The 14,218-nt window shown below is 56.0% G+C and carries 16 protein-coding genes; 15 read left to right on the top strand and 1 reads right to left on the bottom strand.

Annotation, left to right across the window (positions count from 1 at the left end):
• Positions 1 to 34 precede the first annotated feature (34 nt).
• The 13 genes from DW133_RS05685 (at position 35) to DW133_RS05630 (ending at position 10,377) form a co-directional block, all read left to right on the top strand.
• Entirely contained in the window at positions 35 to 691 is a 657-nt protein-coding gene (locus DW133_RS05685) for a MarC family protein (protein ID WP_118275685.1), read from the top strand.
• A 42-nt stretch (positions 692 to 733) separates the two neighbouring features.
• Positions 734 to 1,528 carry a ParA family protein gene (locus DW133_RS10115; RefSeq protein ID WP_199588815.1) on the top strand — a complete coding sequence of 265 codons (795 nt, stop codon included), beginning with the start codon at positions 734 to 736 and terminating at the stop codon, positions 1,526 to 1,528.
• A 6-nt stretch (positions 1,529 to 1,534) separates the two neighbouring features.
• Entirely contained in the window at positions 1,535 to 2,461 is a 927-nt protein-coding gene (locus tag DW133_RS10110; RefSeq protein WP_199588813.1) for a ParB/RepB/Spo0J family partition protein, read from the top strand.
• Positions 2,462 to 2,680: 219 nt separating this feature from the next.
• Positions 2,681 to 3,037, top strand: a complete 357-nt coding sequence (locus DW133_RS05675) for an ATP synthase subunit I (RefSeq protein ID WP_118275684.1) — start codon at positions 2,681 to 2,683, stop codon at positions 3,035 to 3,037.
• Between the two features lie 19 nt (positions 3,038 to 3,056).
• Positions 3,057 to 3,890 (top strand): F0F1 ATP synthase subunit A, encoded by an 834-nt coding sequence (gene atpB, locus DW133_RS05670; protein ID WP_118275683.1) that lies wholly within the window; start codon positions 3,057 to 3,059, stop codon positions 3,888 to 3,890.
• A gap of 67 nt (positions 3,891 to 3,957) precedes the next feature.
• Positions 3,958 to 4,200: a F0F1 ATP synthase subunit C gene (atpE, locus tag DW133_RS05665; protein ID WP_118275682.1), complete on the top strand. Its 243-nt coding sequence runs from the start codon at positions 3,958 to 3,960 to the stop codon at positions 4,198 to 4,200.
• Between the two features lie 135 nt (positions 4,201 to 4,335).
• The gene (locus DW133_RS05660; RefSeq protein WP_118275681.1) at positions 4,336 to 4,806 is read left to right on the top strand and encodes a F0F1 ATP synthase subunit B; all 471 of its coding nucleotides are present in this window, start codon (positions 4,336 to 4,338) and stop codon (positions 4,804 to 4,806) included.
• A gap of 2 nt (positions 4,807 to 4,808) precedes the next feature.
• On the top strand, positions 4,809 to 5,357 hold the full coding sequence (locus tag DW133_RS05655; protein ID WP_118275680.1) for a F0F1 ATP synthase subunit delta: 549 nt from the start codon (positions 4,809 to 4,811) through the stop codon (positions 5,355 to 5,357).
• A 17-nt stretch (positions 5,358 to 5,374) separates the two neighbouring features.
• Positions 5,375 to 6,916: a F0F1 ATP synthase subunit alpha gene (gene atpA / locus DW133_RS05650; RefSeq protein WP_118275679.1), complete on the top strand. Its 1,542-nt coding sequence runs from the start codon at positions 5,375 to 5,377 to the stop codon at positions 6,914 to 6,916.
• Positions 6,917 to 6,945: 29 nt separating this feature from the next.
• Positions 6,946 to 7,830: a F0F1 ATP synthase subunit gamma gene (gene atpG / locus DW133_RS05645; RefSeq protein WP_118275678.1), complete on the top strand. Its 885-nt coding sequence runs from the start codon at positions 6,946 to 6,948 to the stop codon at positions 7,828 to 7,830.
• 30 nt (positions 7,831 to 7,860) lie between these two features.
• A complete protein-coding gene (atpD, locus tag DW133_RS05640; RefSeq protein ID WP_118275677.1) occupies positions 7,861 to 9,264 on the top strand; it encodes a F0F1 ATP synthase subunit beta in 1,404 nt (467 codons plus the stop codon).
• Positions 9,265 to 9,349: 85 nt separating this feature from the next.
• A complete protein-coding gene (locus DW133_RS05635; RefSeq protein WP_118275676.1) occupies positions 9,350 to 9,760 on the top strand; it encodes a F0F1 ATP synthase subunit epsilon in 411 nt (136 codons plus the stop codon).
• Between the two features lie 200 nt (positions 9,761 to 9,960).
• A complete protein-coding gene (locus tag DW133_RS05630; protein WP_118275675.1) occupies positions 9,961 to 10,377 on the top strand; it encodes a universal stress protein in 417 nt (138 codons plus the stop codon).
• On the opposite strand, the gene DW133_RS05625 is transcribed toward DW133_RS05630, so the two are convergent.
• The gene (locus tag DW133_RS05625; protein ID WP_233542126.1) at positions 10,374 to 10,634 is read right to left on the bottom strand and encodes a DUF167 family protein; all 261 of its coding nucleotides are present in this window, start codon (positions 10,632 to 10,634) and stop codon (positions 10,374 to 10,376) included. The genes DW133_RS05630 and DW133_RS05625 overlap by 4 nt on opposite strands.
• A 94-nt stretch (positions 10,635 to 10,728) precedes the next feature.
• Here DW133_RS05625 and hemE point away from each other — a divergent pair, with 94 nt between their 5' ends.
• Entirely contained in the window at positions 10,729 to 11,799 is a 1,071-nt protein-coding gene (hemE, locus tag DW133_RS05620) for a uroporphyrinogen decarboxylase (RefSeq protein WP_118275673.1), read from the top strand.
• A gap of 372 nt (positions 11,800 to 12,171) precedes the next feature.
• A complete protein-coding gene (priA, locus tag DW133_RS05615) occupies positions 12,172 to 14,184 on the top strand; it encodes a primosomal protein N' (RefSeq protein ID WP_118275672.1) in 2,013 nt (670 codons plus the stop codon).
• The last annotated feature ends 34 nt before the right edge of the window (positions 14,185 to 14,218 follow it).

Here is a 14,218-nt window from a genome sequence, read left to right as displayed (position 1 = left end):
ATATCAAGCAATTTTCAGGACTCTGAACTAAAAAATGATCATGCTTGAATCTGAAATTGCCAATTTGTACACGGCAGCCATTATGGTCTTCGCGGCTTTGGTTCCTGTGCTCAATCCCTTTGGTGGTGCGATGTTTTTTCTGACGCTTACCAACGGAGTGGATCCTCATGTGCGCAGTGCTATGGCCAATCGCATTGGTTTGTATTCGCTGATCGTGTTGGTGGTGTGTTTGTTTGCCGGAAACATCATTTTGAACTTCTTCGGAATTTCGATCGGTGTTTTGAGGATGGCCGGGGGAATTGTGCTCTTTAGCGCCGGTTGGCAGGCGTTGAATGCGCCGGCACAAGAAGACGGAGCGCCTTCCGGACAACCTAAGAGTGCGCGGGCTCTCTCGACGATGGCTTTTTATCCGTTTACGTTGCCGTTGACAACCGGCCCGGGGGCCATTTCCGTTGCCGTAGCCCTCGGTGCGACTCCTTATGAGGATGTTGGTCAGTTGGTCGGCACTTTGTTGGGGCTTGGGCTGAGCATTGCTCTGGTGTGGGTGTGTTACCGCTATTGCGACAGAATCACACGAGCCATTGGTGCAGCCGGGTCCGACGCGTTGGCAAGAATTTTCTCGTTTATTTTGATTTGTCTTGGTGTCTCCACGTTCTGGGCCGGATTTTCAGAATTGTGGGCACAACTTTAAGCGCTTTGATGCGCAAATAAGATTACGGAGCATAAAAAGAAGATGGCTTATATCTTTTGCATCGCCAATCAGAAAGGCGGCGTCGGAAAAACAACGACTGCAGTAAATACAGCCGCCGCTTTGGCAAAAAAGCGCAAGAAAGTTTTGTTGGTGGACCTGGATGCCCAGGGGAATGCCACCACAGGATCCGGCGTAGAAAAAAGTGAGTGTGAATTCACTATTTATGATCTTTTGGTAAACAAGAAGATCAAATTCGACCAGGTCGTACAGAAGAGCGAAGTCGGTGGATACGACGTTCTGCCTTCCAATCGCGAATTGTCGGCAGCTGAGCTTGAAATTGCTGAGATGAAAGATCGCGACAATTTGCTCAAGAATATTCTTGCCAAGGTCGAGGATCGCTACGATTTCATTTTGATCGATTGTCCTCCGTCGCTTTCGCTTATCACCGTGAATGCGTTGTGCTGTGCCATGGGGGTGATTGTCCCGATGCAGTGTGAGTACTACGCGATGGAAGGCTTGAGTGATCTGGTCGAGACGATCAATCGAGTTGTGGCCAACAAGAATCCCAACCTGAAGGTGATAGGTGTGCTGCGCGTCATGTACAGCCCGCGCATCTCGTTGCAGAACCTCGTGAGCAACGAACTGATCCAGACCTTCGGTGCCGTTGTGTTTGATACGGTGATTCCGCGTAATGTGAGTCTGGCGGAAGCACCCTCTTTCGGTAAGCCCGTGATGTACTACAAGAAGACAAGCACGGGTGCCAAAGCCTACCTTGATTTTGGACGCGAACTAATTCGCCGCGTCAAAGATGAAGTACAAGCCGCTCAAAAGGAGTAACGCGTTATGCCACCTAAGAAAACCAGTCGCCTCGGTCGAGGCTTGTCATCTCTATTGGGTGCTGAGGTGCCTGCCAACATTCCGACGCCGGCGAAGGCGAAAGCTGCTGCGGCTGCTGCACAGGAGAAAAACGAGGGTCCTGCTGTGCGAGAGATTGAAATTGGCCAGCTCAAGGCCGGCAAGTATCAGCCGCGCACACTTATTGAGCAGGAAAAACTGCAGGAGCTTAGTGACTCAATTCGTCAGCAGGGCGTAATCAGTCCGATCATCGTTCGACCGCTTGCAAGCGGTCGGTATGAGATTATCGCCGGCGAACGCCGCTACCGTGCAAGCAAGCTGGCTGGCAAAAAGACAGTTCCCGCCATTGTTCGAGAAGTCGATGATAAGAGCGCGCTTGCCATGGCGCTTATCGAAAATATGCAGCGCGAAGATTTGAACGCTGTGGAAGAAGCCGCTGGCGTGAGCCGTCTCATAGAAGAATTCGGCTATACCCATGAGCAGGCTGCCGAGGCTATCGGTCGCAGCCGTTCTGCGACGACTAATCTGTTGCGCCTGCTGAACCTGACCGAAGCGGTCAAGCAGATGCTTGCCGATGGCAAGATTGACATGGGCCATGCTCGCGCACTTCTGGCTCTTTCGGGGGCCGAACAGATTCAGTTGGCCAACGAGATCGTCGCTAAGGATCTGTCGGTTCGCGAAACCGAACGTCTGATTGCCCGCATGACGGATAAGGGAAATGAGAAGAAGGCCAAGGACGGTAAGAAAGAACCAAGTGCAGATGATCGCATTCTTGAAGAACGCCTGGCCGAATCGATCGGTGCACCGGTACATGTTGTGTACGGAAAGAAGGGGCGTGGCAAGATCGTGATCGATTTCGCGGACCTTGACGATCTCGATGCGCTGATCGCCAAACTGGCCCCGGAGAAAATGTAACAGATAGGTGGCGCGTTTCTCAGAGTTTTGTTTTCGAGATGTCGAAAAAGGAGGGCGCATAACAAAACGCCTTAAGATTTGGCAAACCCGCTAAAAAACTGGCAGAATGCGCCGCCGCCTACCTCTGTGGTGGTAAGGACTTTAAGCCCTTCAGATACTTGTTAAAGAGTATGTACACACGTAAAATAGCGCCATTTAAAAAAGGGGGTTCGGCACGGTATGAATCGTGAGGAATTGGTTCGTGTCGTGCTCTGGCAATTTGCAGCCATCGTCGTGACAGCGCTCGGCTCCTGGATCGGGTTCGGTTCGGGGGCAGGTTTGTCTGCCATGTTCGGTGGTTTGTGTGTTGCTGTGCCCAACGCTATGTTCGCTTTGTGTTTGCTTCGAAGCATCGGAAGTAAAAAGCCGATTGCTCCGGCGCTGATACTTCTGGGCGAGCTTCTCAAGATTTTCGTAATCTGCGTGCTCTTTGCGCTGACGGCGAAGTTCTTCACAGATCTCGTCTGGCCCGCAATGCTGGCCGGCATCATTGCCGGTGTGTTCGGCCAGATGATTTCTATCTTTATTAAACACTGAGACCCAAAGGGATTTGGTTATGGCTACAGAAGGAGCACTTAGCTCAACCGGATACATGCTTCACCACCTGACGCATAATGCCTCCGGCAAGATGCAGTCAATCATTGACTTTTCGGTCATCAACTACGACACCATCTTCTTCTCTATCCTCATGCTTGTTGTTTCGCTGTGGTTGCTTCGCCGCGCCGCAAAGAATGCGACGAGCGGTGTGCCGGGCAAGTTCCAGTGCGCCGTTGAAATGCTTGTGGATATGGTGGAAGAACAGAGTAAATCGATTGTGCACGGCGATCGTACCTTTATCGCTCCCTGTGCATTGACGGTTTTCGTCTGGGTCGTGCTGATGAATGCAATCGACTTGGTTCCTGTCGACTTGCTGCCCGCTATCGCTGGTCTTTTCGGCATCCACTACTTGCGTCCGCTGCCGACGGCAGACTTGAATGGCACGATGGGTATCTCCATCGCCGTGCTTCTCCTGAGTCTGTACTACGGCTTTAAGATTAAAGGTGCAGGCGGTTGGTTCCACGAGCTGTTCTCGGCTCCGTTCGGCAACCACTTCCTGTTGTGGCCCTTTAACTGTGCATTGAATATCATTGAGTATCTTGCTAAGACCGTCAGTCTCGGCATGCGACTCTTTGGCAACATGTACGCAGGTGAACTGCTCTTCTTCCTGATCGCTCTGCTCGGCGGCTATGCCATGAGCTTCGGCGTGTTCGGGGGCTCGTTGAGCGTGTTCGGCCAGATTTTTGCCGGCCTTTGCTGGTGGTTGTTCCACATTTTGATCGTTCTGCTTCAGGCGTTCATCATGATGATGCTGACCTTGGTTTACATCGGTCAGGCACATGACGGACACTGACAGATATTTTTTCCTTTTCCTAACTTTCTCTTTTCATTCCTAACTGGAAAAACTTAAGGAGTTTGCAATGACCAACGTTGCTATGGTTGCCCTGGCCTCCGGCCTCATTATCGCCTTCGGTGCCATGGGCGCCTGCATTGGCATCGGCATCATGGGTTCTAAGTACCTCGAATCTGCCGCTCGCCAGCCCGAGCTCATGAACACCCTTCAGACGAAGATGTTCCTGCTCGCCGGCCTGATCGACGCTGCCTTCCTTATCGGCGTCGGCGTGGCCATGATGTTCGCCTTTGCCAACCCGTTCGCCGGCTAATCCCGGTTTAAAGGATCGATGCACAAGGCTCGATCCAATACCGTCTATTTTTAATTGACGTTGCCGCGAACACCTTGACGGCGGAGGCTCCAAGCTAATCCGCCGCTGGGGTGTGCGGCAAAAACGGGGTTGACAATGAACATTAATGCCTCTCTGTTTGTACAGATGGTGGTGTTCTTCATCGGATGCTGGATCACGATGAAGTTCATCTGGCCGCCTTTGATCAAAGCGATCGAAGAACGCCAAAACAAGATCGCTCAGGGTCTTGCCGCTGCCGACAAGAGCAACGAAGCTCTTGCCGAAGCCCAGGCCAAGGGCCGCGAGATCGAAGCAGAAGCACGTGCTCATGCGACGACCATCGTCTCTGACGGTGAAAAGCGCGGCGCAGCGATCGTTGAAAATGCCAAGGAACGCGCCCAGGCTGAAGCCGATCGCATCATTGCGAGCGCCAAGGCTGAGGCCGCACAGGAAATGCAGCGTGCCCGCGAACAGCTTCGTGACGAAGTTGCAGCACTCGCTGTTGCCGGTGCCGAGCAGATTCTTGCTCGCGAAGTGGACAAGTCCGTCCACGCACAGCTTCTTGAACAACTTAAGGCGAAGCTCTAATCATGGCTGAACTTTCGACGATTGCCCGCCCTTACGCTCAAGGCCTCTGGAAGGCTCTTGCAGACCGTGGGGACACCGCGCAGGCCGCTGAGATTGAGCAGTCGCTCTTTGCTCTCAGCTCTGCGGTTTCCGAACCGCAGGTTGCCGAACTCGTGTCCGATCCTAAGGTGACCGATGACCAGATGTATGACCTGCTTGCCGGGTCGATCGGCGAGGAGGCTCCCTCCCAGCTGAAAGGCCTTCTGCGCACAGTCATCGAAAATGGTCGTCTCTGTGCTTTGCCCGAGATCGCCGCGCAGTTCCGTGCGCTTAAAAACGAATCCGAAGGTGTCGCTGACGCCTACATCGAGTCCGCCTACGCGCTTACCAAGAAGGACGTCGACCAGCTTGTCAAAGCTCTTAGCCAGAAGTTCCCCGGAGTGACGCTCCGCCCTGAAGTGTCCATCAACAAGGACCTCATCGGCGGTGTCAGCATCCGTGTTGGAGACCAAGTGCTTGACGGTTCGGTTCGTGCGCGTCTTGCGCAGATGAAGGCGGCGCTCACCGCATAAATTTCGGAGCTCTAAGAATGCAACTTAATCCTAGTGAAATCAGCGAACTGCTGAAGCAGCGAATCGAAGGCCTCGGGGTTTCGGCTGATCTCCGTACCCAGGGCACCGTGGTTTCGGTGACTGACGGTATTTGCCGCGTGCACGGTCTTCACGACGTGATGCAGGGCGAAATGCTGGAATTCCCCGGCAATACCTATGGCCTCGCGCTTAACCTTGAACGTGATTCCGTCGGTGCCGTTATTCTCGGCAACTACGAACACATTTCCGAAGGCGATACGGTCAAGACCACCGGTCGCATCCTTTCCGTTCCCGTCGGTCCGGCCCTGATCGGCCGCGTGGTGAACGCGCTCGGCCAGCCGATCGACGGCAAGGGCCCGATCGCTACTGACGAATTCGACGTGGTTGAAAAGGTTGCTCCCGGCGTTATCGATCGTCAGTCCGTGAGCCAGCCTGTTCAGACGGGTCTGAAGTCTGTTGACGCCATGATCCCGATTGGCCGTGGCCAGCGTGAATTGATCATCGGCGACCGCCAGACCGGTAAGACGGCTATCGCCATCGATACGATCATTAACCAGAAGGGCAAGGACCTGATCTGCGTTTACGTGGCTATCGGCCAGAAGGCCTCCACGATCGCTAACGTGGTGCGTCAGCTCGAAGAGCACGGCGCTATGGAATACACCATCATCGTGGCTGCTACGGCTTCCGAATCCGCCGCTCTGCAGTACATCGCTCCCTACGCGGGCGCCACGATGGGCGAGTACTTCCGTGACCGCGGTCAGGACAGCCTGATTGTCTACGACGACTTGACCAAGCAGGCCTGGGCTTATCGCCAGATTTCCCTGTTGCTGCGTCGTCCGCCCGGACGCGAAGCCTATCCCGGCGACGTGTTCTACCTGCACTCCCGTCTGCTCGAACGCGCCGCTCGCGTGAACCCGGCTTATGTCGAACGCTTCACGAAGGGTGCTGTCAAGGGCAAGACGGGTTCGATGACCGCTCTGCCGATCATTGAAACGCAGGCCGGTGACGTGACCGCCTTCGTTCCGACGAACGTGATTTCTATTACCGACGGCCAGATCTTCTTGGAAACCGACTTGTTCAACGCCGGTGTCCGTCCTGCTATCAACCCCGGCATCTCGGTGTCTCGTGTGGGTGGCGCAGCTCAGACCAAGATCATCAAGAAGCTCGGCGGCGGTGTGCGTCTGGCCCTGGCTCAGTATCGTGAACTGGCTGCATTTGCTCAGTTCGCCAGCGACCTTGACGAAGCCACCCGCAAGCAGCTTGAACGCGGCCGTGTGGTGACCGAACTCATGAAGCAGCCCCAGTACCAGCCGTTGCAGGTTTGGGAAGAAGCTGTGACGTTGTACGCTGTTGAAATGGGTGCATTTGACGACGTGGCCGTTAAGGACGCTCTCAAGTGCGAACGCGCCATGCGTGAATACCTGCAGCAGCACCACGCCGATCTGGTTGAACGCATCGAGCAGAAGAAGGAGCTGTCCAAGGAAGACGGCGCCATCATGAAGTCTGCTATCGAAGAGTTCAAGAAGAACGGTGCGTGGTAATCGGCACCAACACACTCTGAGAGGACCACATGCCTAGTACAAAGGAAATTCGCGGAAAGATCAAGAGCGTGCAGAACACGCGCAAGATCACCAAGGCGATGGAGATGGTTGCGGCCTCGAAGATGCGTAAGGCTCAGGATCGTATGCGCGCAGCCCGCCCGTATGCCGACAAGGTGCGCAATATCATTGCGCATCTTGCAAGTGCACGTGCGGACTACAGCCATCCGTTCCTCGTCAAGCACAAGGTTCAGACCGGTAAGGCCGCGCTCATCATGGTGACCACGGACAAGGGTCTGGCCGGTGCGCTGAATACGAACATTCAGCGACAGGTTCTGCACAAGGCAGCCGAACTTCGCGAACAGGGCGTAACGCTGCAGGTGACGGCCATTGGTAACAAGGCTGTCGCATTCTGCGGCCACGCCGGTCTCGAAGTGGTGAGCCAGGCTGTTCAGCTGGGCGATCATCCCCAGCTCGAACGCCTCCTGGGTGCCATCCGCGTACAGCTCGATGCTTACGCGCAGGGCAAGGTTGATTGCGTGTACCTCGCTTACTCGCGCTTTATCAACGCGATGAAGCAGGAACCTGTCATTGAGCAGCTTTTGCCGCTTACCGACGACAAGCTCGCATCCCTCGGGGAAAAACCGCATGCGTATTCGTGGGACTATATCTACGAACCGAATGCGCAGACCGTGCTCGACGAATTGCTCAAGCGCTACGTCGAAGCTTTGATTTATTCGTCGGTTGCAGAAAACATGGCTTCCGAGCAGTCTGCCCGTATGGTGGCCATGAAGGCCGCTTCGGACAACGCCAAGAAGCTGATCGGTGAACTGCAGCTCGTCTATAACAAGACCCGTCAGGCCGGCATTACGAAGGAAATCACCGAAATCGTCGGTGGTGCCGCCGCCGTGTCTTAAGAAACAGATTTGAATACCGAGGAAAAACCAATGAGTATCGGACAAATCGTTCAGGTCATCGGCGCTGTGGTGGACGTTGAATTCCCCCGCGACGCGATGCCGAAGGTTTATGACGCTCTTATCCTTGAACAGGATGAGAACAATACCCTGGCCGAAGCCGGCCTGACTTTTGAAGTGCAGCAGCAGCTGGGCGACGGCGTGGTGCGCACCATTGCCATGGGCTCGTCCGAAGGTCTGCAGCGCGGCATGAAGGTTCGCTCGACCGGTGCCGGCATCTCTGTGCCGGTCGGTCACAAGACCCTCGGCCGCATCATGGACGTGCTCGGCCGTCCCATTGATGACTGCGGTCCCATCGGCGAAGATGAACGCCGCACGATCCATCGTGAAGCTCCTAAGTTCGACGAACTGAGCCCGTCCGTGGATCTGCTCGAAACCGGCATTAAGGTTATTGACTTGATCTGCCCGTTCGCCAAGGGTGGCAAGATCGGTCTGTTCGGCGGTGCCGGTGTGGGCAAGACCGTCAACATGATGGAACTCATCAACAACATCGCTAAGGCTTACGGTGGCTACTCCGTGTTTGCCGGTGTCGGTGAACGTACCCGTGAAGGTAACGACTTCTACCACGAAATGGAAGAGTCCAAGGTTCTCGACAAGGTGGCTATGGTGTTCGGTCAGATGAACGAACCGCCGGGCAACCGTCTGCGTGTTGCTCTGACGGGTCTGACGATGGCTGAAGCTTTCCGTGACGAAGGCCGCGACATCCTGCTCTTCATCGACAACATCTACCGTTACACCCTTGCCGGTACCGAAGTGTCCGCTTTGCTCGGCCGTATGCCTTCCGCTGTGGGCTACCAGCCGACGCTGGCCGAAGAAATGGGCAAGCTGCAGGAACGAATCACCTCCACGAAGACGGGTTCCATTACCTCGATTCAGGCTGTTTACGTTCCCGCTGACGACTTGACTGACCCGTCCCCGGCTACCACCTTCAGCCACTTGGATGCCACCGTCGTGTTGAGCCGTGACATTGCTGCTCTGGGTATCTACCCGGCCGTTGACCCGCTCGACTCCACGTCCCGTCAGGTCGACCCCAACATCATCGGCGAAGAACACTACACGGTCGCCCGCCGCGTTCAGGAAACGCTGCAGAAGTACAAGGAATTGCGCGACATCATCGCAATTCTCGGTATGGACGAACTGTCGCCGGAAGACAAGCTGGCCGTGACGCGCGCTCGTAAGATCCAGCGCTTCCTGTCCCAGCCCTTCCACGTGGCCGAAGTGTTCACGGGCTCGCCCGGTAAGTACGTTCCGCTCAAGGAAACGATCCGTGGCTTCAAGATGATTGTTGACGGCGAATGCGATCAGCTGCCGGAACAGGCCTTCTACATGGTCGGCACGATTGACGAAGCCTTCGAAAAGGCTAAGACGATCAAGTAATTCCGGCTCACTGCACCTGCGGAGGACAGCGTAAAAGCGACTCTCCGCAGTGCACCGGCATCAAGCCGTTTTAACGGAGCAATCTATGGCTACGATTTTTGTTGACGTCGTCAGCGCAGAAGAGTCCATCTTCTCCGGGGAAGCCAGTTTTGTGGCTCTGCCCGGTCAGGAAGGCGAGCTCGGCATTCTGCCCGGACACGTTCCTCTGCTTACCCGCATTCGTCCCGGTGCCGTGCGCATCACGACGACGGAAGGAACGCAGGAAAACGTGTTCGTCGCAGGCGGCATCCTTGAGGTGCAGCCCGACCGCGTGACTGTTCTGGCTGACACGGCCATCCGCAGCAAGGATCTTGATGAAGCCAAGGCGAAGCAGGCGCTCGAAGAAGCGAAGCTTCACCGCGCCAAGGCGCAGAGCAACATGGAGATTGCCAAGCTCGAAGCGACCATGGCAGCACTGGCTGCACAGATCGCCTACATCAAGCGCATGCGTCACTAACCGTGTGCTACGGCGTGAAGACGCCTTGCTTGGAGAAGCGGCCTTTTCAAGGCGTGACCTCATTTTTATGAGGGCGCGTCGGCGAAAGGGCCGTTTTTCTTTTGTCCGTCGCCTGACTGCCTCAAGTTTGCGCTAGGATTCGAAGGACAGCCGCCGATGAGCGGCACCTTGATGGAATTGATATGGAAAGGAGCATCTCGATGGATGCACAAGAATTTACGGATGTGATTCAGGTTTGCACCGACGGCAGCAGCTTGTCCGAAAAGGGCGTGACGACGGCCGTGGAGCTTGCAAAAACGCTCGGTCTGCCTCTGCTTGGCATGACGGTTGTCAAGGGGGATGCTCCCGAAAACGGTCTGGAAGGCGAACCTCAGGAGGTGCGCGACCGCTTGCAGACCATCGCTGAAGAAGCGCAGGCCGCCGGTATTCCCTATTTGATTTTGGCCGAACACGCCGCTACCCCGCACGAGGGCATTCTGAGCGTGGCCATGCGCTACGATGCTCGTTTTATCGTGATGGCGAGCCGCGGTCTGGGCTCTCTCGGCAGTCTCTTCCTGGGGTCCGAAACGCAAAAGACCCTTGCCGAGGCCGATCGTCCCGTGTTGGTGATCCGTTAATTTTCTTCGGGACTCAACGCTTTCAACACTGCCTCGGGCGCAACACCGGAGATGCGAACCCGCTTATCCCGACTGGTTTCGCCCGAGATCAGCGTCACGCCGGATTTAGCTGTGCCGATTTTCTTAGCGAGGAACGCGCACAATTTGGCGTTAGCTTTGCCATCGACGGGAGGCGCCGCAAGCGCCACTTTCAGCTTGTTGTCGAAGATACCCGCAACGGCGTCCTTTTTGGCGCCGGGACGCGCGTGAACGTTCACGACAACGCCTCCATCTGCCTCTCTTAACCAAGAACAAAGGTTAGGTGTGCGAGAATCCGTGCTTTCTCGGACGCTTTGTACAGAATTTTTTGCCATGAAACCGATCAACGACACTTTTTTGCGTGCGCTCAAGCGCGAACATACCGACTATACCCCGTTGTGGCTGATGCGTCAGGCCGGCCGCTACCTGCCTGAGTACAACGCCACGCGCGCACGCCTCGGGTCGTTCCTCGCCTTGGCCAAGTGTCCTGAAGCGGCTTGCGAAGTGACGCTGCAGCCCGTGGATCGTTATGGTCTCGACGCCGCCATTCTTTTCTCGGACATTCTTACGGTTCCCGATGCTATGGGACTCGGTCTGAACTTTGTGGCCGGCGAAGGCCCCGTTTTTGCCAAGCCCGTGCAAAGCGAAGAAGCTGTCAACGCACTGTATGTGCCCGATATTGAAGACAGCCTCGGCTATGTCACCGAAGCCGTGCGCGTGATCCGCCGCGAACTTAACAACCGCGTGCCGCTGATCGGCTTTTCCGGTTCTCCCTTCACTCTGGCTTGCTATATGGTTGAAGGCGGCAGCTCCAAGGATTTCGCAACGATCAAGAAGATGATGTATTCGCGTCCGGATCTGTTGCACCGCATTCTGGATGTCAATGCTCGTGCCGTTACGGCATACCTCAACGCCCAGATTCAGGCGGGCGCTCAGGCCGTTCAGATTTTCGACACTTGGGGCGGCGCTCTGGCCGACGGCTACTTTGAGGAATTCAGTCTGAAGTACATGAAGCAGATCGTCGACGGTCTCATTCGAGAAAACGACGGCGAGAAGGTCCCGGTGATCCTTTTTACCAAGGGAGGCGGTTTGTGGCTCAAGGAAATGGCCGCAACAGGTGCCGACTGCATCGGTCTGGACTGGACGGTGAACCTCACCAAGGCTCGAGCCTGCGTACAGGATACGGTGGCGCTGCAGGGCAACCTTGATCCGGCAGTGCTTTTTGCCGACGAGACTAGTATCCGTCGTGAAGCGCGCCGCGTAATCGACAGCTTCGGCAAGGTCGGCAATGGCGGCCATGTCTTTAACCTTGGCCACGGCATCAACCAGCACACCGATCCTGAAGCAGTTCGTATCCTGGTTGACGAAGTGCACAACTACTCGCGTCAAATGCACGCAGCCTAAGACTCTAGTGGGCAGACTCCCGGCTGCCCCAAGAAGTTGTGGAAAAATCGTTTTCCACAAAGTTATCCACAGCTTTGATCACAGGTTGTGAAGAAAGAAAAGGCCCTCAAAATGAGGGTCTTTCTTTTGATTCTTGTGTGTAACATGTTGAATTTAAAGGGAATTGATACCATCCTATTGAGACATCCTTGAACCGGTCTAAAGTGGCTTTATCCCCTGTACGGCTTGGGAAAACAAGTGTTTTCCACACAGTTATCCACAGGCCGAAAGCGGTTGTACACACCCTGCAAGAGGCTCTTGCCGACTCTTAAAATTCTTGTTGCCTCAAGACTTAATCGGCAATTGATCCATTTTTTTGCGAACACGTTTTTCATGACTTCTCCACAGTTTGCCAAAGTGATTGTCGACGCTCCGCTGCCGGAGCTGGACTATGCCGTCGGCGACGGAGTACTGCCGCGTGTCGGCGATCGAGTGCTGGTTCCGCTTGGCCCCCGTAAGGTGGTGGGGATCGTGACTGGGCTTGCCGATACAACGGAGGTGCCCGCAGGAAAGATCAAATCCGTCTTGCGCGTCTTCAACGAAGTGAAGCCCTTGCGGGCAGAGTGGCTTAAGACAATGGCTTTTGCGGCGGACTACTATCTGCGCGCGAGGGGCGAAGCGGCTTTGTCCGCTCTGCCGCCTTTTTTTCGGCTGCCTGCTACGCCTGCATATGAAAAGCGGCTTGAGAAGTTGCGCGAACTCAAAACCAAGAAGATTGCCTATGAACCGGCGCCAGTGCTCAACGATGAACAGCAGGCGGCTGCTGACGCCGTGTCGTCAAGCACCGGCTACGCACCGTTTTTGCTCTTCGGCGTGACCGGTTCCGGAAAGACTGAGGTTTACCTGCACATCATCGAAAGCGTGCTGGCCAAGGATCCGCAGGCGCAGGTGATGCTTCTGGTGCCGGAAATCAATCTGACACCGCAGCTTGAAGCCCGCGTGAGGGCACGTTTTGCTCAGGCCACCGTCGTGACGATGCACTCGAGCCTGACGCCGGCACAGAGAGCGCGCAACTGGCTTGCCGTGCACGAAGGTCGGGCACGCATTTTGGTCGGAACGCGCATGGCCGTTTTTGCGAGCTTTCAAAAACTTTCGCTCGTCATCGTCGACGAAGAGCACGACCCGAGCTACAAGGCTGGAGAGGGGATGCGGTTTTCAGCTCGCGACGTAGCGCTTAAGCGGGCCTTTGACAACAAGATTGCCTGTGTGCTGGGGTCGGCGACGCCGTCGCTTGAAACCTGGCAGCAGGTGCGCATCGGTCAGTACAAGCGGCTGACGTTGTCGCGCCGTGCGGTGGCAAGCGCTCATTTGCCCGACATGCAGCTCATCGATATGTCCAAGCGCAAGCCTGCCGTCTTTGCCGAAGAGGTCAAGGAGGCGGTGACGCAGGCCATCGAAGCGGGCGGTCAAGTGCTGATCTTCATCAACCGGCGAGGTTATGCGCCTGTGATCAGCTGTACGGCCTGCGGCTGGGTGACGCGGTGCGTGCACTGCTCGGGATTTACGGTGTTTCACAAGACGGAAAAGCGTTTGGTGTGCCATCACTGCGGCAGCCGCTACGGTGTGCCCGAACGCTGTCCCGTGTGCGGCAACGCCGAAATTCTGCCGGTAGGTACCGGCACGCAGCGCATTGAGGAGGCCATTGAGGCGCTCTGGCCGCAGGCGCGAGTCCTTCGCATTGACCGCGACAGCGTGCGCAGCAAATCGGCAGCTGAGTCGGCCTTTGAATCGGTGCACGCCGGCAGCGTTGACATTGTTGTGGGAACGCAGATGATTGCCAAGGGGCACGACTTCAAGCGCGTGAGCCTGGTGGTGGTTCTCAACGCTGACGCGCAATTGATGAGTCCGGACGTGAGAGCCGAAGAGCGGCTGTACGCCACGCTCATGCAGGTTGCCGGCCGTGCGGGCCGAGCCGAGCGAGCTGGCCGCGTGTTGATCCAGACCCGTTACCCGAATCATCCCGTTTACGACGATATGAAGGCGCAAAGTTACGAGCGTTTTGCCGAGCGACTGCTGCGGGAGCGCGAGGAAGCCGCTTCGCCGCCGTTTTGCCGTCAGGCTCTATTGACGGCACAGGCAAAGACGCTTGATCGGGCGCTGGGCTTTCTGCGGCGTGCAAGAAGTAAAGCCGAGGCATTGGCGGGAGACGATGTGTTCGTTTACGAACCGGTTCCGATGCCTCTTATGCGGCTCAAGGACTGGGAGCGCGGACAGCTCTTGGTGGAAGCGGGTTCCCGCGCGAGGCTTCACGCGTTCCTTGCTGCCTGGTCGGCAGCGATGTCGGTACCAGACTCTCGGGATGCTGGAACGGACTGGTCAATTGAGGTGGATCCCGCCGACATCTAAAGGAAAGACAAGAAACTCTCCCGTATAATGCTTG

Source organism: Sutterella sp. AM11-39 (assembly GCF_003472385.1).
GTDB lineage: Bacteria > Pseudomonadota > Gammaproteobacteria > Burkholderiales > Burkholderiaceae_F > Duodenibacillus > Duodenibacillus intestinigallinarum.
This window is presented reverse-complemented; position numbering and strand designations above follow the sequence as displayed.